Source organism: Zhihengliuella flava (assembly GCF_015751895.1).
Taxonomy (GTDB): Bacteria; Actinomycetota; Actinomycetes; order Actinomycetales; family Micrococcaceae; genus Zhihengliuella; species Zhihengliuella flava.
Map to the genome: position 1 here is coordinate 1620566 of NZ_JADOTZ010000001.1, position 18081 is coordinate 1638646.

Annotated in this window: 12 protein-coding genes, 1 tRNA gene and 1 riboswitch; of the genes, 1 reads left to right on the top strand and 12 read right to left on the bottom strand. The window is 66.5% G+C overall.

Translation table 11 applies throughout. The annotated features are described in order from the left end of the window. Positions 1 to 2 precede the first annotated feature (2 nt). The 7 genes from pknB to IW252_RS07535 are packed head-to-tail and all read right to left on the bottom strand — an operon-like array spanning position 3 to position 9352. Entirely contained in the window at positions 3 to 2018 is a 2016-nt protein-coding gene (gene pknB, locus IW252_RS07505) for a Stk1 family PASTA domain-containing Ser/Thr kinase (RefSeq protein WP_196835988.1), read from the bottom strand. Then, complete coding sequence (locus tag IW252_RS07510) at positions 2019 to 3836, bottom strand: protein kinase domain-containing protein (RefSeq protein ID WP_196835989.1); 1818 nt, start codon at positions 3834 to 3836, stop codon at positions 2019 to 2021. Next, positions 3833 to 5296 carry a peptidoglycan D,D-transpeptidase FtsI family protein gene (locus tag IW252_RS07515; protein WP_196835990.1) on the bottom strand — a complete coding sequence of 488 codons (1464 nt, stop codon included), beginning with the start codon at positions 5294 to 5296 and terminating at the stop codon, positions 3833 to 3835. Before IW252_RS07515 ends, IW252_RS07510 begins: the two co-directional genes overlap by 4 nt. Continuing rightward, positions 5293 to 6660 (bottom strand): FtsW/RodA/SpoVE family cell cycle protein, encoded by a 1368-nt coding sequence (locus tag IW252_RS07520; protein WP_196835991.1) that lies wholly within the window; start codon positions 6658 to 6660, stop codon positions 5293 to 5295. Before IW252_RS07520 ends, IW252_RS07515 begins: the two co-directional genes overlap by 4 nt. Further along, positions 6653 to 8113: a PP2C family protein-serine/threonine phosphatase gene (locus tag IW252_RS07525; protein WP_196835992.1), complete on the bottom strand. Its 1461-nt coding sequence runs from the start codon at positions 8111 to 8113 to the stop codon at positions 6653 to 6655. Before IW252_RS07525 ends, IW252_RS07520 begins: the two co-directional genes overlap by 8 nt. A 1-nt stretch (position 8114) precedes the next feature. Then, the gene (locus tag IW252_RS07530) at positions 8115 to 8588 is read right to left on the bottom strand and encodes an FHA domain-containing protein FhaB/FipA (RefSeq protein ID WP_196835993.1); all 474 of its coding nucleotides are present in this window, start codon (positions 8586 to 8588) and stop codon (positions 8115 to 8117) included. After that, a complete protein-coding gene (locus tag IW252_RS07535; RefSeq protein WP_196835994.1) occupies positions 8585 to 9352 on the bottom strand; it encodes an FhaA domain-containing protein in 768 nt (255 codons plus the stop codon). Before IW252_RS07535 ends, IW252_RS07530 begins: the two co-directional genes overlap by 4 nt. A 243-nt stretch (positions 9353 to 9595) precedes the next feature. On the opposite strand from IW252_RS07535, the gene IW252_RS07540 reads away from it, so the two are divergent. Continuing rightward, positions 9596 to 9679, top strand: a tRNA-Leu gene (locus IW252_RS07540). Between the two features lie 147 nt (positions 9680 to 9826). On the opposite strand, the gene IW252_RS07545 is transcribed toward IW252_RS07540, so the two are convergent. From IW252_RS07545 to IW252_RS07565, 5 genes are all read right to left on the bottom strand, one after another. After that, positions 9827 to 10162 carry a hypothetical protein gene (locus IW252_RS07545; protein ID WP_196835995.1) on the bottom strand — a complete coding sequence of 112 codons (336 nt, stop codon included), beginning with the start codon at positions 10160 to 10162 and terminating at the stop codon, positions 9827 to 9829. Positions 10163 to 10321: 159 nt separating this feature from the next. Beyond that, entirely contained in the window at positions 10322 to 10669 is a 348-nt protein-coding gene (locus tag IW252_RS07550) for a hypothetical protein (protein WP_196835996.1), read from the bottom strand. A gap of 61 nt (positions 10670 to 10730) precedes the next feature. Next, positions 10731 to 11342 (bottom strand): hypothetical protein, encoded by a 612-nt coding sequence (locus tag IW252_RS07555; RefSeq protein ID WP_196835997.1) that lies wholly within the window; start codon positions 11340 to 11342, stop codon positions 10731 to 10733. Between the two features lie 29 nt (positions 11343 to 11371). Then, positions 11372 to 11488, bottom strand: a riboswitch (SAM riboswitch). A 47-nt stretch (positions 11489 to 11535) separates the two neighbouring features. Further along, positions 11536 to 12258 (bottom strand): hypothetical protein, encoded by a 723-nt coding sequence (locus IW252_RS07560; protein WP_196835998.1) that lies wholly within the window; start codon positions 12256 to 12258, stop codon positions 11536 to 11538. Between the two features lie 40 nt (positions 12259 to 12298). Continuing rightward, positions 12299 to 17701, bottom strand: coding sequence for a DUF4011 domain-containing protein (locus IW252_RS07565; protein ID WP_196835999.1), 5403 nt, complete (start codon positions 17699 to 17701; stop codon positions 12299 to 12301). Positions 17702 to 18081 lie beyond the last annotated feature (380 nt).

Consider the following 18081-nt stretch of genomic DNA (forward strand, 5'->3'; position numbering starts at 1 on the left):
CGCTACGGGCGCCGGGACCCGCCCGAGTTCCCGTTCCCCGCGGAATTGCCCGGGGATTCTGACTCCGGGGGCGTCGATGAGCTGGGCTCTTCCGACTCCGCCGGGGCCGATTCGCTCGGTTCGGGTTCAGGTTCCGGTTCTGGTTCGGGCTCCGGCGGCTCAACGGCGATCGTCACGTCCACCGAGCCGCCCTGCTCAAGATCCTCGCCCGGTGCCGGCGAGGTCGCAATGATTTCGCCGGGCTCCACGACGGAGTTCACCTCTTCGGAGACGGTCCCGAGGCGCAGCCCGTAGGCGGGGTCCTCCAGCACCGACTCCGCCTCGTCGAGCGTCAGTCCGTCCGCGATCAGGTCCGGAACGCTCACGTGACCGGTGGACAGCGTGAGCTCGACGCTGGTGCCGGCCGTCACGCTCTCCTCCATGGCCGGATTGGTGGAGATCACGCGGTCCTCCGGCACGCTCGGATGATTGGCCGGTTCCGGATTAATCTCCACCTCCAACCCCAGCTCGGCCAGGCGTGCGCGCGCCGTCGCCTCCGTTTCCCCCTCTAAATTGGGGATGGTGACGGAGGAGGGCCCCTTAGACATCACGAGCACCACGGAGGAGTCCAGCCGCACCCGCTCACCGTCGCCCGGGCGCGTGCCGATGGCATAGCCGGCCTCGACGTCGTCGCTGAACTCTTCCTCGATCCCGGAGATCCGCAGTTGCTCGGCGTAGAGGGTGTTTTGCGCGTCGGTTTCGGTCATGCCTTCAACCACCGGGACGTCCACGCGGGCGTTCTCGGCCTGGACGCGCTGGGACCAATCCCAGACAAACCATGCGCCACCGGCCAGGACCAGGACCGTCACGAGCGTGAACACGGTGATCCACGCACGACGACGGCGCCGCTCGTAGCTGCTTCGCTCACGGTTCTCGGCGCGGGTCAGCGTCTGCGGGAGGGCGTCGGTCTGCGGGGAGGCGTCCGGTTCGGCCTCATGCGCTGAGGCGGCGGAGAGCGGCGTCGTCGGCAGATGTGCGGGTAACGCGGACGTCTGCGCCTCGGAAACGCTCAGGGCTTCGGTGGCTGCCTCGGCGTCGTGCTCGGACGCGTCGTCGGTGGAACCCACCGCGGCGGCTGCTGCGGCCCCGGCGCCCGCTGCTGCGGCTCCCGCCACGTAGGGCACGCCGTTGCGCGCCTCGCGCAGGGCGTGGGCAAAATCGGCGGCGGTCTGGAAGCGGTCCTCACGGTTCTTGGCCAGCGCGGTGGCCACCACGGAGTCCATGGCGGCCGGGACGTCGTCGTTCAATTCGCTGGGGGCGGCGGCGTCTTCGCCGACGTGCTGATAGGCCACGGACACCGCCGAGTCGCCGACGAAGGGCGGCCGGTGGACCAGGAGCTCGAACAGGAGGCAGCCCGCCGAGTACAGGTCGCTGCGCACGTCCACGTGCTCTCCCCGGGCCTGCTCGGGGGAGAGGTACTGGGCCGTGCCCACCACGGCCTGCGTTTGCGTCATCGTGGCGGCCGAGTCGGCGAGGGCGCGGGCAATCCCAAAGTCCATGACCTTGACGCTGCCGTCGGTCGTGACCATGACGTTGGCCGGCTTGATGTCGCGGTGAACGATCGACTTGCCGTGGCTGTAGGACAGCGCGGAGAGCAGGCCCAGCGTGTAGTCAATGGCGCGGTCCACGTCGACCTCGTCAGCCGCCAGCAGGTCGCGGAGCGTGCGGCCGTCCACGAATTCCATAATGATGAACGGCACCTTCAAGCCGTGGGCGGCCGCGGCGTCCGGACCAAAATCCTCTTCGCCCGTGTCATAGACGGAGACGATCGCGGGGTGGTTCAGGCCTGCGACGGCCTTGGCCTCCCGGCGGAAGCGGCTCTGGAACATCGGGTCCCGCGCGAGGTCGCGGCGCAGGAGCTTAATGGCGACCTCGCGCCCCAGCCGGATGTCCCGGCCGCGGTGCACGTCCGCCATGCCGCCGCGCCCAATGAGCTCGCCGACTTCGTAGCGATTGTCGAGGATGTCAGGGGTGGACATTTAGCTGGACGGGGACTCAGTGGTGGTGGATTCCGGGGCGCCCGCCGGGTCCGGCGAGTCCGTCGGCTGGGTGTCTCCCGTCTGACCGCCGCGCGGTGACTCACTCTCCTGCGGGCCTGAGGAGATCGTGTAGGTGACGTCCGACCCTGGCTCGACCGTTGTCCCTCCCTCTGGATTCACGGAGACGACTGTTCCAGCTGGTTGATCGGAAGCGACTTCACCAAGGTTCTTGGGGTTGAGACCTAATTCGGTGATCGCCGTGATCGCTTCATCTTCGGCTTGCCCAACGAGATCATCCGGGACTTGGACAACAGCTGAAAGATAGGTGACAGTGATAACTGTCGAAAGCTCCTGCTCTCCAGTTGGTGAGATTGCGGAAACCGTGCCATCAGTCTCGCCCGTATCAAGTACGCGCCGATCTTCTCGGGTGGTCACATTGGTGAATCCCATGTCGGACAAGCGAGTTAAGACCGTGTCAAGGGGGTCGCCTAGGAGTTCGTTCTCCCGGATCACGGCCGTCTCCGGCTCCGGTTCCTCCGTCTCTGTTTCCTCCGGCGTGGGGCTGGGAGTTTCAGACTCGCTGGGGGAGGCCGACGCCGAGGTGCTAGACGCCGGAGCCGACGTCGATGGATCCGCCTCGGAATCGTTGCCCGTCAGCAGGGGAAAGAGCCACGCGCCGAGGAGCGCGAAGACCACGAGGACCAGCAGAGCCACCAGCGGCCAGGTCCAGGGGCTCCGGCGGCCGCGCGCCAGCGGCTTGGAGCCGTCGTCGTCCTCCGGAGTCCAGTCCTCACGCGCGCCGACGACGGCCGCGAAGTCCCGTTGGTCCTTCTCTGCACCCACCACGGGCATCGAGGAGGTCGACGGCGCCGCGTCAGCCGCCGGCTGGGCCAATGTGTGGGCCTGCGTCGGCGCCTCGCCGGGGGTGATAGCCTGCGTGGCCGCCGTGCCCGTCGAGAAGAGCAGCATGCCGGGTACCGCCGCCTCCGCCTGGCGCGGCTGACCGGCACGCAGGGCCTCCGCGGCCTCGGCGAGCTTGGTGGCATTGGCCGGGCGGTCCGCTGGGTCCTTGGCGAGCATCGACATCAGCAGGGCGCGGATATTCGGGTCGATGGTGTCCGGCAACGGTGGCGGCGCGTCGTTCACCTGCGCGAGCGCGATGGCGATCTGCGATTCGCCGGAGAACGGGCGGCGCCCGGCCAAGCACTCGTAGCCGATGACGCCGAGCGAGTACACGTCCGACGAGCCGGTGGCCTGCTGACCCGTGGCCTGCTCGGGGGAGAGGTACTGGGCCGTGCCCATGACCTGGCCCGTGGCGGTGAGCGGCACCTGGTCGGCGAGGCGGGCAATGCCGAAGTCGGTGATCTTCACGCGGCCGTCCGGCATGATGAGGATGTTGCCGGGCTTGACGTCCCGGTGCACCAAGCCCAGCTCGTGGGCGGCCGCCAGTGCGCGGGCGGTCTGCGCGATGATGGAGAGCATCCGGTCCGGGTTCAGGACCCGTTCCCGCTCGATGATCGCCGAGAGCGGCCGTCCGGGAACCAGCTCCATGACCAAATAGGCGGAGCCCTCTTCCTCGCCGTAGTCGAACACCGAAGCGACGCCGTTGTGGTTCAGCAGCGCGGTGTGCCGCGCCTCCGCGCGGAAGCGCTTCAGGAAGCCCGGATCGCCCGTGTATTCCTCCTTGAGGATCTTGATGGCGACGACGCGGCCGAGGACCTGGTCCTGCGCTTTCCAGACCTCGCCCATACCGCCGATCGCAATCCGATCGGTCAGCCGGAACCGACCGCCTAAGGTGATACCCGTTGTAGGCCTCACTGATTGAACACCGCCTCTAGGATCTTCTTCATGTTCGGACTGGTCAGCGTGTGGCCGGTCTCGTAGTCAATTTTTTCCGCCACGATCGTGATCGCGTACTGCGGGTCGTCCGCCGGAGCAAACCCGGTGATCCACGAGTTCACCAGTTCCTCGCCGGTCTCCTCGTCCTCGATCCCGGTCTGCGCGGTGCCGGTCTTCGCCGCCACATCGAGCCCGGGGACGTCCGCCGCGGACGCCGTGCCGCCGTCGAGCGGGGCCCGCATCAGCTCGGTCACGTCGTTGGCGACCTCCGGCGATGTCACCGTGCTGAATTCCTCGGGTTGCGGATCCTCGAGGACCTGCAGGTCCGGCGCGATGATCTGGTCGATCAGGTTGGGCTGCATGATCACGCCGTCGTTCGCGATGCCCATGGCCACCATGTTCATCTGGAGCGGGGTGGCCTTGACATCAAACTGGCCGATCGCGGCTTGGGACAACTGGGCGTCGTTCATATCGCTCGGGAACACGGACGTCGCCGTGCGCAGCGGGATGCTCACGGGCTGGCCGAAGCCGAAGCGTTCCGCCGTCTCCTGCATCTGGTCCGCCCCCACCTTCTGCGCCATCTCGGCGAAGGGGGTGTTGCAGCTCTGGGCCACAATGAACTCCAGCGTGGCCGTCTCCCGCTGTGAGCAGATGCCTTGGCCGAAGTTGCTCATCGTGGCCGTCGAGCCGGGGAGCGTGATCTCTTGCGGGTTGTCGTACTCACCCTCGAGGTCGTACTCGCCCGATTCCAGCCCCGCGACCAAGTCGATGATCTTGAACGTGGAACCCGGCGCGGCCAGGTGGCCGAGCGCGGGGTTGGTGTAGGGGCTCAGGCCGGCTTGTGCCGTGAGTTCCTCCATGTTGGTGGCCGCCTGCTGCGTGTTGTGCACGGCCAGCAGGTTGGTGTCATACGACGGCTTGGAGACCATGGCCTTGATATCACCGGTCTTGACCTCGGTAACGATGGCGCTCATCTGCACGCCGTCGGGCAGGATGTCGTAGATCTCCCGCTGAAGTTCGCCGTCAATGGTCAGCTCCACGGAGGCGCCCTCATTGCTGGAGCCGGAGAACAGGTTCATCATGCGGTTGAAGAACTGGCTATCGCCCTGACCGGTGAGCCAGTCGTTGAGGGAGGACTCGAGGTGCGTGGAGCCGTGCGCCAGCGAATAGAAGCCCGTCAGGTGGGAGTACAGCTCCGGGTCGTGATAAACGCGCTGATACTCAAAACTGCCGTCCGATTCCACGGATTCGGCGACGGGGTTGCCGTTGACCAGAATCGCCCCGCGGGCCAAGTCAAAGTCTTGGTAGAGCTGACGCCGGTTCAGCGGGTTCGAGTTGAGCTCGTCCGCCGCCACAAATTGGATGTAGGACAAGGAGCCCATGATCGCCAAGAAGAAGACCATGACGGCGATCCAGACGTTGCGAATGGCCTGGTTCATGCGCTCGCTCCCTTCGTCAGAACGGCCTCGTTGACGGCTTCGGTGCTGGGGACCGGCTTGCGGGCGTTGTTCGAGACCAGCAACAGCAGCGCGATGATGATCCAGTTGGATAGCAGGGAGGAACCGCCGGCGGCGACAAACGGCATGGTCAGGCCCGTGAGGGGGATGAGCCGGGTAATGCCGCCGACCACCACAAAGCACTGCAGGCCGATGGTGAAGGACAGTCCCGAGGCCAGCAGCTTGCCGAACGCGTCCCGCGTGCCGAGGGCGGCGCGGATGCCGCGGCTGACCAGCAGCACGTACAGCATGACGATGGCGATCACGCCGATCAGTCCCAAGGCCTCACCGAGGGCCGCCATGATCATGTCCGAGTTGGCATAGGGGATCAGGTCGGGGCGTCCGCCCTCAAAGCCGGTGCCGAAGAGCCCGCCGTTGGCGAGGCCGAACATCCCCTGCACGATCTGGTGGGAACCGTAGGGTGCGTTGATGACATCCGGGTCAAAGGCGTTGATCCAGGCGTTGATGCGTGCGGAGACGTGGCCCATGAATTGGGCCGCGGCCACGCCGGCGACGGCGACCAGCAGTAGGCCGATGATGATCCACGAGATGCGGGCCGTGGCCACGTAGATCATGGCCATAAACAGCCCGAAGAAGAGGATGGCCGAACCGAGGTCGCGCTGCAGCACGAGGATGCCGATGCTCAACCCCCAGGCAATCATCATGGGCGCCATATCCCGCAGGCGCGGCAGCTGCAGCGGACCGATCTTGCGTCCGGCCAACAGGATCAAATCGCGATTGCTCGAAAGGTAGCCCGCAAAGAAGATCGCCAGGGTGATCTTGGCGAGCTCGCCGGGCTGGAAGGACATGCCGGCCAGCCGCACCCAGATGCGGGCACCGTTGATTTCCACGCCGAGCCCCGGGATCAGCGGCATGATCATGAGGAGTCCGGTGACCACGAGGGAGATGAAGGTGGCCCGGCGGAGGATCCTGTGATCCCGCACGGCCCAAATCACGGCGATGGCGGCAGCGATGGCCACTCCGGTCCAGAGCAGCTGCCGCGTCGCGGCATCCGTCCCCTCGATGATGTCGAGCCGGTGGATCATCGCCACACCTATGCCGTTGAGGGCAACGACGCAGGGAAGGATGATCGGATCGGCATATTTCGCCCAGATGCGCAGCACGATGTGCATGCCGAAGGCCAAGACGCACAGGATGGCGCCCTGCTTGGCGAACTCGGGGGAGAGGCCCTCGGGATTACTCAGCCCGGCCAAATAGCCGGCGCCGATGGCCACCGCGAGGGCCAAGATCAGGAGCCACAGCTCCGTATTGCGCCGCGAGACCGGTGCGGTGCGGATCTCACTCATCGGCGGCCTCCAGACAGTAGGACGGCACATCTGACGGGCTCGGCGAGGCGGAAGCCTCATTCTGGCCGGACTCGTTCGAATCGTTCTCGTCGGCGGGCTCCGGGCAGTTCTGCTGGGCCGTGTTAAGCAACTCGGACACCATGGCTTGCGCGTGCGCCAAATCCCGCGCCGGCAGGGAAGACTTCAGTCGCTGCTGGGTGTAGGCGGGCAGCGCGTCCAAGGGGACCTCGGTCACGGAGTCCAGGCTGGAGAGCTTGAGCGGCCCCAGATCCTGGGAGACCCCGTTGAAGATCGCCACACGGCCGTCGTAATTGCCCACGTAGTACTGCGTCTGCGTCCAGAGGTAACCAATCCACAGGACGGCGGCCAGAATGAGGCCCATCAGCGTCAGGAAGGCGGGGACGACCCAGCGCCGCTTGGGCGCATAGTGCTCCTCGGCGCGCTGTTCGAGGACCTCGGCCTCCTGCTTGGGCGTCTTGTGCATCAGCAGCGCGGCGGCGCGGCGCTGGGCCGAACGTGTGGTCACCATCGGGATGTGGCCGGTCTGCGTGGCGAGGAGGGCGGAGCCCACCAGCACGTGCGGCCGGTTCTTCATCTCGTGCCGGATGATCGCGGCACTGGCCTCAACGTCGTCGGAACCAGCGATTCGCTGGAGCATGCCCGTGTCCGGCGAGGATTCCTCGGCGTCCAGCTCCTCATACATCAGCGGGGACGTCTGCGTCGGCTGGTCCTCCGTGTCCACCACCTCGACGACGACGACGGTCACGTTGTCTGGCGAACCGCCGTCGAGCGTCGTTTTGACTAAGTCATCCGCTGTTTCTTGCAGATCCTTGGTGTTGCGGACGATCTGCTCAATCACCGGGTCGGAGACGACGGCGTTCAGGCCGTCAGAGCACAGCACCCAGCGTTCTCCCGCGCTCACCGGGAATTGGTGAATATCCAGTTCGGGGCTGGCATCAGAGTCGCCGAGCACGCGCAGCAGCACGTTCTTGTGGGGGTGGCTCTCCGCCTCCGTGGGGGAGAGGCGTCCTTCCTCCACGAGGCGCTGGACGAAAGTGTGATCCCGGCTCATTTGCGTGAACCGGCCATCCTTGAGGCGGTAGGCGCGCGAGTCCCCGATATGCGCGTACTGGAAGGTGTCATCCGTCAGCAACAGGGCCGTGACGGTGGTTCCCATCCCGGAGAGCTTGGGGTTGGCGCTGACCAGCTCGTTGAGAATCGAGTTCGCGGTCTGAATTTCGTCCGGAAGGACCGTCTCGACGTCCTCGGTGGTCTCCTGATCCAAGTGGACCAGATCCAGGACGGTCGACGCCGAAGCGACGTCACCGCCGACGTGACCACCCATGCCATCGGCGACCACGGCCAAGTACCGGCCGGCGTAGGCGGAGTCCTGGTTATTGGACCGCACCGTGCCGACGTCAGAGGCCGCGGCGAAGCGGAGGGTGAGCGCCATCCTAGGCCCTCAACTCCATCACGGTCTTGCCGATTCGAATCTGCTGGCCAATGTCCACCGGCTGGGCGCGGGTGAGCTGGTTTTCTCCCAGGAAGGTGCCGTTGGTGGAGCCCAGATCCTCAATGAACCAGCGGCTTCCCTGCGGGAAGAGGCGCGCGTGCCGCGCGGATGCATAGTCGTCGACGAGGACCAGCGTGGCCTCTTGCGCGCGGCCGAGCAGGATGGGGCTGGCGGCGAGCTCAACGGTCTCACCTGCCTGGGGCCCTTCGACGAGTTCCAAGAGGTGCGGGTGTTGCTTGGGGGCGGGGGCCGGTGCTGTGGGCTCCGCGGACTCCGTCGTCGCGGGTGCGGCGGGCACGGTCGCCCGCTTGCCGACCAGAAGGTCTCGGCGCAGCGCCCCGACGATGCTCAGGATGAGGATCCACAGCAGAATGAGGAAGCCAAGGCGCATGGCAGTGAGCGCGAGTTCGGTCATGACCGACCTCCAGTGCGTTGGGGCAACATGCGGAACGTGATGCGGGTGCGGCCCATGGTGATGACCGAACCATCGAAGAGCTCCGCGCGGCCATCCACTTTGGAGCCGTTCACGTAGCTGCCGTTGGTCGATCCAAGGTCTACAGCCCACACCTTGCCTGCTTCGGAGCGGATCTCCAAGTGTTGGCGGGACACGCCCGTGTCATCGACGGGGATGTCCGTCTCCGAGGACCGGCCCAGCACGATCGAGTCCGAGTTCATGCCGTACCGCTTGTGGCCGATCTGCAGCACCGGCTGGAGCCGCGGTTCCGGTTCCCGCGCCGGCTGGGGGGATGGCTGCGGAGCGCGCGGCGCCGTCGTTCCCGCCTCAGCGGAGCTGGGCCCCGACTCGGGGCGGCGCACAATCTTGGCCTGTACGGCCAAGTCGCCGGCGCGGACGGCCTCGTCCTGTTCGAACGTCACCGCGACCTTGCCCGTGAGCGTGTAGTGCTGGCTGCGGGCGTGGTCGATTGCCACATCGCACAGCTCTTCGGCCAAGGCCGTGCCGAATTCTTGAATCTTCTCAAAGTCCGCTGCCGCGAGGCGCACGGTGAAATGATTGGGCGCGGTGGTGCGGCCCTCGCTGACGGTGAGCGTGCCGCGGTCCATCTGGTTGCGGACCTTGCTGGCAATCTCAACGGGCTGTACGCCCGCGCTGGAGGAACCGCGGAAGACGCTGGTGACCAGCTTTTCCAGGCCCCGTTCGACGTTGTCGACCAGACCCATGGCGTTGCTCCTTCCTACCGTTCCAAACCGACTGATTGCGTTTCGATACTACTTGCCCAAGATTGGATGCGTCCTGACCCGTGGCGGACTCACCTCAGATCGCAACGAATTTGGAATGCTTCCGGTTCCCCTCAGCGGGTGAATCGCCTCACGCGGGGCGGTGCCGATTAGGTGAGGGTGCCAAAGTATGGATAAGATAGTTCTCGCTGTTCGGCGCGGGCGCGTCGGATGACAACTACATATGCGCGAGTGGCGGAATTGGCAGACGCGCTGGCTTCAGGTGCCAGTGATCGCAAGATCGTGGGGGTTCAAGTCCCCCCTCGCGCACGCGAATGAAATGGCCCCTGACCTGGGATTTTATATCTCAGGCCAGGGGCCGTTTTTGTCAGAAGTGCTAGAAAAAGTGCTAAGACGGGACGGCGGTTGGCCGGACCCTGGATGAAAGCGATGCGGAAGCGGATAGAGCGGACAGCGTCACGCACTGCGAGCTGACCGCGTCTCCTCTGCCATTAGCTGCCGGGCGAGGTCATGGATGGCGCTTGCCTTGTAGACGATCCCCAAGTCGATTAGATCGCTGACCACGGGAATCCCGGAAGCCGCCGACGCAAGCATAACCGGCACTTGTCGTTGGTGGACGGCGGCGACGATGCCTAGGAGCATCGGAGGCTTCGCGGGGCCGCCGATCGTGATGTTCCCGTACTTGTCAGGTGCAGACGGTCTTGGGACGAGGAACACCGGGCTCCCGCTCGACCCAGGGAAGACGGAGGCATCGATGAGAAAAGTCGGTGTGTTCTCGTAATCGACGTTCATTCAGAAGAACAGTGTGGTACCTCAGGACAGTGGTGGCAGTTCATGTGTTCAGTCCTGTCGGTCGGGTTCCTGGGGTGCAATTCCGGCTTGGAGGGACCTTTGAGGATCGCGTCGAGAGTATCGGCACCGGTTCAGACGTGCTGGCTCCGCGGTGCTGACTCAGTGGTGATGATTGGCGTAGTCCTCCCACCCAGGGTCTGCGTCCTCGTAGTAGCCCCTCTCATGTTCAAACTCATCCGCCTCGACCAGCGACCCCAGCTCAGCCTCTTCGCCGGCGTCCCTGCTCCTGCTGATCAGTGCGCCGGCCCCGATGCCAACTGCGAGCTCCAGCCCGATGCCTGGGTGATGGTGGTTGACGTGGTCCTCCCAATTCGGGTCTGGGTTCGCGCCTGATCTCTGCTGCGACGACCTTCCGGCGTCGTGCACCTGCGGCGGCGGCTTCTTGCGCAGCATCTTTGCGACGATGAGGATCAAGATGCCGGTGCCGATAATTGCCAGTGCTTCCATGAGGTCCTCCGTGCTCGGTGAGCGGTGATCCGAGTATCCCTCGGACCACCGACATCCACCGTCAGCCGTGCCTCACGTCGGCATCCGTGAATGTGTTCGCGCCCAGAGCCTCTTTGTGCCGCCGGTACTCGCGAGGCGTCAGTCCGCGGGCTACGAGCTCCCGAGCGCGCTCGGGATAGCCGAAGACTTCGGGCAGTCCGCCGGCCTGCAGCTTCTGCATCGCCTCGTGGCGCACCTGCGAGCCGGGGTGCACGAAGCCGTGTGGCTCGTACTGGAACAGGTTCCAGCACCACGCGGTCGCCTCGCATCGTGTGTGCCCCGCCCAGCGGCCCTCTACGACCACCTGATCGGCGTCAGGCGCAGAGAGCGCCTCCTCGATCCTCATCCAGCCGAGCCTGCGCCGCTCCTCGGCGTCCGCCTCACGCTGGCGCTCCGTTTTCTGCTCGGCATCCGCGACGGCTCGCTCGACCAGTGCTTTGAGCTGTGCAGCGGTGAGCGTGACGCCCTCAAGGTTACCGGCGAAGCCGACAGGTGGATGGGCCGCCAGCACCGCGAGCGCGGCCTGCTCGACTTCCAACTCATGCCGGGTAGTCACCGGAATGCGGTGGTAGCTCAGGTCGAGCTCGCCCCACCAGCCGTCGCGGCGGGGGTTAACGTACTTGATGTCGGACATGGTGGATGCCCCTCTCCGGGGCAGAGCCCCATCGAATCTTGCATCACGAGATCTCGTGAGCCCGTTCTTCCCCTGGGACACCCGGGAATCGATGGATTCGGGTTGTCGCGTGACCAGCCAGGTACTTTGCGTCACGACTCTTGAACGTGGTGACGACTATACTTGAAGGCGCTGACGCCGCCCGCCCACTAGGCTACGGATCACCGTCTGATTCCCGAGCCGACCGATCAGGAGCTGTGCCATGGCCGATACCGACGCCGAGAGGTTCCTCAATGCCTTCTCCGAAATCGAGGATCAGCTCGCCCGGCAGTAGAGGCGTCGGCAGTAGAGGCGTCGTGAGAGGCATGACGATTGGGTGCCGTTCGACGAGCTGCTCTCGGGCTCCGACACTCTGCTCCAGCGGCAGAAGGACGTGCTCCGCCAGTATGCGAAGCTGCGGAACGCGATCGCGCACAGCAAGCGCATGGGCGGGAAGCCCATCGCGGACCCGCACATGGACACCGTGCTCAGCATCGAGAAGATCCGCGACAACCTCCTGAGGCCGCCGAAGCTGGTCGATGCCCTCGAGGGCTACGGACGCCCCCAGGTACTCGAGCTCGACGACGGCATCGGCGTGTTCCTCTCTCTGGTCGTCGAGCAGAGCTTCTCTCAGGCGCCGGTGCGCACTGACGACGGCTACCGCCTCATTACCACCAACGCCGTCGCCAGGCACTTCGCGCCCAGCATCATCGAGCACGGCCTTGTCGAGACCGCCACCATCAGGGCGGTGCTCGGCTTCGCCGAGACTGGCGACCGCCTCGAGACCCTCACCCCCGGCGCCACCGTGCTGGAGGCGATCAATCTTTTCTCCGGCGAAGCCAGCACCCGCGTCGAGCCACCTTCCGCGCTGCTGGTGCTCGACGCGACGAAAGAGCACCTGCCACAGGTGCTCTGCTCACGCTCCGACCTCTCGCAGCTCAGGGTGCCGTCGAGAGCCTGCCGTCCTGGTCCACCACCCGGCCACTCTCGACAGCTCGGTCGATCGCCTGGTTCAGGCGCGCATCGAGGATCGAGCCGTTCCTGTTCCAGCCGTAGAGCCTCGCAATTTGCACCGCGACCTCCGAGCGGGAGGCCCCGCCGACGTCTTGGACGAGGAGCTCGACGGCCCTCGCGAACTCGTCGACATGAACCTGCTCCGGCTTGCGTTGATTGCCGTTGCTCCGGACCTTCGTGACCGGTCGGCCCGGGACGTCGATAAAGTCGCCGTCGCGCACAACATCGGCCATCTCGATCGCCAGGTCGATGTTCTCCTTCATCCTCTGGGAGATTCTGCCGATGTGCCACCAGTCCCTGATCCGCTCGAACACCAGCGCCATGTGGATTGGGCCTTCAGCCCTCGCGAGGTTGTGCAGTGGCTCGACCAGGTACACGTGACTCCCGGGCTCGCCCGCGTCGGCCCAGAGCGGAAGGTCCTGCTCCGCCGCCTCCTTGTAGCGCACGACCCAGTCGTGGGACGCCTCCGACTGCGCGGGCACCGTTTCGACGTCGGGGCGCACGAGCTCGGGACGGCTCCGCCTCATCGCCGAGGTCCTGCCGGCGATGGCGTCCTCGATTGCGGCCCGGAGGCGCTGCTCCTCCGAGGCCTTGTCGCGGTACCAGGACGTGCCCCAGATCCGGTGCAGGGTCCAGCCCAGCCCTTCGAGCACCTGATCGCGCAGGCGGTCGCGGTCGCGCGCGGTGGGCGACGAGTGGTACTGGTACCCGTCGCACTCGACCCCGATTGCGAACACGCCGGACTTCGCGGGGTGCCGAACTGCGAGGTCGATGCGGAAGCCCGCGGCGCCCACCTGGGGCTCCACCTTGTAGCCCCACGACTCGATCGTGCGGATCACCGACTCCTCGAAGGGCGATTCCGGCATGAGCCCCGTCGCCGAGGACTGTGTCCCGAGCACCTCGATGCCGCGCTTCGCGAAGTCCAGGTACGCCCGAAGGGCCTCGACGTTCTCGTTCTGGGAGGCGGGGATGTCGTGCGCCTCCATCGAGGAGACTACCTCGATGCGCTGTCTCGCCCGCGTGACGCCGACGTTCAGTCGCCGCCAGCCCTTCTCCTTGTTGAGCACGCCGAAGTTCGTCGAGACCTTCCCCGCCTCGTCGGGGCCGTAGCCGACCGAGAACAGGATCACGTCGCGCTCATCGCCCTGCACCGACTCGAGCGAGCGGACGAAGAAGCCGTCGAGTCGGTCGCTCGTGTCGAAGTGCTCATCGAGGTCGCGGTGCGACGCCCGGAGCTCGTCGACGGCCGCTGTCACGGCCGAGGCCTGCGCCACGGAGAACGTGACCACGCCGAGCGAGGCCCCTGGTCTGGTCCGATAGTGGTGGATCACCCGCTGGGCGACGACCTTCGCCTCGCGCGGGTTGTCCGCACCGCCGCCTCGGCGATACATGCCGTCGGCCAGGAAGAACTCGACGCCGACGTCCGGGCCGTCCTCCTGCGCCGATGGGTAGGTGATGAGCTTCCCCTCGTAGAAGCGGTAGTTCGAGAACGCGATCAGGGCCTCGTGGCGCGACCTGTAGTGCCAGCGCAGCCCGAGGTTCTGGAACGCGCCCGCCGACTTCGCCAGCTCCAGGATCGACTGGAAGTCCTGCACGTCGGAGTCGAGCTCCACGTCCTCGTCGACCTCGGTCGCGCGCTCGAAGAACGACGTCGGAGGCAGCTGCTTGTCGTCGCCCGCGAGGATGAACGCTCGACCGCGATAGATGCAGTTGATCGAGTCCCCGGGGGTCACCTGCGAAGCCTCGTCGAAGATCACCACGTCGAACTTCATGTCGGACGGCAAGTACTGCGACACGGCGAGCGGAGACATCATGAAGACCGGCTTGATCGCTTGTACGGCGCTCCTCGCCTGGGAGATCAGCGACTTCACCGACATGTGTCTGCGCTGCTTCATCCCCTCCCGGCGGAGCAGGGCAGGCTCTCCCAGAGACGTGTTCGACGGGCGGCGTGCATTCGCCGCCTTGACGATGTCCCCGGTGGCGGCAGCGATGACCTCGAGATCCAGCGCCTTGAACTCGTCAACGAGCGCGCCCCTGTCGGTCGCGAGGAGCGGATGCAGCCGTTCGTCTTCCCTGATCTGCGCGTCGGCCCACGCCCTGAGGAGCGCCCGCTCCACGACCCGGGGCACGTCCGATGCCGCGATCCGCATCTCGATGCAGAACTCGATGGTCGAGTCGAGGTCGTGGGTCCTCAGGTACTCGCGGATCGCCGTGAAGTCGAACCACTCCTGTTGGCCGACGGTGTCGGAGCCGAGCTCCTCCATGAATCCCGCGGCGCCGTCGAACTCGGCGAACTCCTCGAGCAGCTCCTCCCTGCGCGAGGGCGCGAACGCCGCGATCACGGCGTCCCGCTCGGCCTCCCACTTCGCGAGCGCGCCCGTCAGGGCCGGCATCGGGACCGACGAGTTCAGTGCTGCCCGCTGATCGGGCGTCAGCGCGCCGGCCGGAGCCGCGCTCCGGACCCGCTTCGCCCACGCGATCGCAGCGTCAATCCGAGCGAGGTCCGTCGCGGATCCCTGGAACAGCGTGCCGAATCGAGCCTCGTACTCGCCCCTGGAGGCGTCCAGGCCCGCCGCGGCCCTGCGCGCGTCCTCGCACGACCGGAGGATCGTCGTCGACTCCTGGACCGTGTGGTCGCGGCCCGTCACCGCGTTCACCGCATCGACCATCGAGAGGGCGTCGGCGATCGGCCCCTGGTGGGCCTCGATCCAGTCCAGCGAGGCCTGCAGCGACTCCATGAGCAGCTCCTGCCTGCCCGCGAGCGCCGGGGCAGGCGCGAGGGAAGTTCGCCAAGCGCCGAGCGCCGCGGCGGCCGTCGCGGCCATCTGCTGGTGGGCGGGCTCGGGGATCCCGGCCGTGAAGTACCCCACGGTCTGGGGCTGCACTGCGCCCCCTGACAGCGCGATCACCTCGTCGGCGACCACGAACGCCCGGTCGAGGCCTTCCCAGTCCGTGGCGCGGCCCTGCCAGTGCCTCCCGAGCGCCTGCGAGTGCACGACGCCAACGCTCTCGAACGCGTCGCTCGCCTCTGACCACGCGATCGCGTCGGAGAGCCTCGAGATGCCCGACTTCACCTGGGAGGCGTCTGCGAGGAGCGTTGCCACGGCCTTCTTGTCGGTCCGGTACGCTCCCGAGAGCTTCCGGAGCCCGGTGTGCAGGTTGCTGAACCTGTCCTGTAGCTCGCGCAGCGGGGCACCGAGCGCTTCGGCCCTGTACAGCGACTGCGCGCGCTCCTCGGCCTTGTCGAACTCCATCGCCTTCAGGCGGATCTCCGCAGCGGCGCTCCTCGCGGCCTGGAGGCCGGCCGGCGTCAGCCAGGTCGGCTCCAGCGCGGCTCCGGAGGCTCGGAGTTCGATCATGCGCACCACGCGGTCCGCGTCCGAGAACGAGGCCGGCTCGGGGAGGCCAGCCGCCTGCGCGAGGCCTCGCAGCGACGCCGAGGCGGAGGCCAGGCCGGCCGCGTGGTGCGCCATGTACGCGCCGGCGGCGCGCAACTGCTCCGCGTTCTGAGGCCCCAGTACGATGGCGCCCGCCGCACTCGACTGGACGACGTCGACGGAGCCGCCCGACGGGAACGATGTAAATGGCATCCCGCTGATCGCCTCCACCGCGGTCGCCTTCGCCCTGTAGTCGTCGACCAGCGCTCCCAGCTCGGCCCGGCTGGCCTCGATCGGCGCGAGGTCGGGCTCGGCCAGCCATCGCTCGTCGGCCGAGGCCGGTCGCTCCGAGTGCTGCAGGCCGAGCAGCTCGATCAGCCGCTCCACCCTGTCCGCGCGGTCGAGGTCGAATGCTCGCAGCAGCGGAGCATTGACCTGCATCGCGCCCCGGAGCTCCTGCATCGCGCGATCCGCGGCCCACAGGCGGGCCTCGAGCGAGGTCTCGTCGACGACGTCCCTCCACAGGAACGACTTTCCCTGGGCCGCGGGCCTCCAGTTCCGCTCCAGCCTGCGGAGCGCGTCGTGGATGTCGGAGAGCCCTACCTGGTCGAGGCCCAGGGGCGAGCGCTCCGGGATCGGAGCCGCCGGGACGTCGACGAGGCCCGCAAGGAGCCCGAGGACGTCGTGCAGCGAGAGCTCGAGCGGCGAACGGTTCTCGTTCATCGCAGACGCGTAGCTGTTCAGCCGCTTGCGCTTGTCGACCAGCGAGGCCCTCGAAGGCGCCGACATCCCGCCCGGCGGCTGCGCCACGTTCTCCAGCGTCTGGAGCAGCTCGACCGCGACCTCGCGCCTGTTCACCTTGTGCGAGTGCAGCTCCAGCAGATAGCTGCCGAGGCCCGCGTCCCTCAGCCTGTTCCGCACGACGTCGAGTGCTGCGATCTTCTCCGACACGAACAGCACGGACTTGCCGGAGTGCATCAGCGCGCCGATCATGTTCGCGATCGTCTGCGACTTGCCCGTGCCCGGAGGGCCGTCCATGACGAAGCTGCGCCCTGCCAGCGCGGCGGCCACCGCCGCGCGCTGCGAGGAGTCCGCGTCGAGCACGAACGGCGTCTTCTCCGGCGGAGCGGCCTCGTCGATGTCCGCCGGGTCGATGGGGTCGAACTGGAACTCGTCGGTCTGGCTCGTCGGGTCGCCGTTCGCCAGCGCCTGCACGACCGGGTGGTCAGAGATCGTCTCCTCGTTGTCCAGCAGGTCCTTGTACATCGCCTGCTTGGTGAAGGAGAAGGTCGCGAGGTGCGCCTCGGGACGGATCTCCCACCCCTTGAGGTCAGGAGCCGCCGACAGCCGCTGCCTGAACAGTTCGAGGATCTCCGACACCCGCATGTCCTCAATTTCCTCGAGAACCGGCCAGGACACCCCGAACTCTGCCAGCCTGAGCGGCAGCGCCGAGTTGAGCACGGGGTCGTCCTCGCTCCCCACGAGCTTCGGCGTTGCCCTCGGCCCCTCGGGGAGGAGCTCGACTGGCACCAGGTACAGGGGGCTCGCCATGTCCGAGCCGTCGACGTCCTTCCAGCGGAGCATGCCGAACGCCACGTAGAGCACCGAGAGCCCTCGGTCGAGGAACTCCTGGTTCGCCTTGCGCATCAGCGTGCGCGCGATCGTGCCGATGTCGCTGTCGGGTTTCGGAACGTGGAGCGAGTCGCGCCCGAGCGGCGGCCTGACCAGGCGCTCCTCGCCGTCCTCGGCCACCTCGAGCTGGTCGCCCTGCAGGACGAGCGGCTTCCCCGAGCTGAGGAGGCCCTGCAGCTCGTCGAGGCCCGGTGCGTCGAAGGTGAGCGACGACCGCTTCGGCGGATTGAACCTGATCAGCCTGCTCCGGCGGTCGAGCCCGACAAGGCTCTCTCGCCACACCTTCAGCGCATCCAGCGTCGCTCGTTTCCCCGTCACTGATCACCCTCGAATCCCGTGTTGTCATATGCTCCCCCGGGCATGCCTGGGTACATACATACCCATCACTCTAGTAGAGACTCAAGGTGTGTTTCGAAGCTAGATGGCTTGTCGAGGGGATAGATCAGCCTTACTGGGTGTCCCGGTGAGATCACTCCGAATCACCGAGGAGTTCCACCCCTGCTTCGCCGTACCAAGGACAGAAGGCATAGCGCCACGAAAAGTGCTAACGAAAGTGCTAAGCAACCTGTAGCTCGGCGTATCGCGGTGGATTTATCCACAGGTCAAACGCTCTAGATCGTTGATTTTATGCGGCAAGACGCTAGACCGAGATTCGCGACGCGAGGAGGTCGAGGTCAGTTCAAGTCCCCCCTCGCGCA

Coding starts and splice junctions, on each gene's coding strand:
- pknB (WP_196835988.1), bottom strand. CDS start 2,018: ATGTCCACCCCTGACATCCTCGACAATCGCTACGAAGTCGGCGAGCTC.
- IW252_RS07515 (WP_196835990.1), bottom strand. CDS start 5,296: ATGAACCAGGCCATTCGCAACGTCTGGATCGCCGTCATGGTCTTCTTC.
- IW252_RS07520 (WP_196835991.1), bottom strand. CDS start 6,660: ATGAGTGAGATCCGCACCGCACCGGTCTCGCGGCGCAATACGGAGCTG.
- IW252_RS07525 (WP_196835992.1), bottom strand. CDS start 8,113: ATGGCGCTCACCCTCCGCTTCGCCGCGGCCTCTGACGTCGGCACGGTG.
- IW252_RS07530 (WP_196835993.1), bottom strand. CDS start 8,588: ATGACCGAACTCGCGCTCACTGCCATGCGCCTTGGCTTCCTCATTCTG.
- IW252_RS07535 (WP_196835994.1), bottom strand. CDS start 9,352: ATGGGTCTGGTCGACAACGTCGAACGGGGCCTGGAAAAGCTGGTCACC.
- IW252_RS07545 (WP_196835995.1), bottom strand. CDS start 10,162: ATGAACGTCGATTACGAGAACACACCGACTTTTCTCATCGATGCCTCC.
- IW252_RS07550 (WP_196835996.1), bottom strand. CDS start 10,669: ATGGAAGCACTGGCAATTATCGGCACCGGCATCTTGATCCTCATCGTC.
- IW252_RS07555 (WP_196835997.1), bottom strand. CDS start 11,342: ATGTCCGACATCAAGTACGTTAACCCCCGCCGCGACGGCTGGTGGGGC.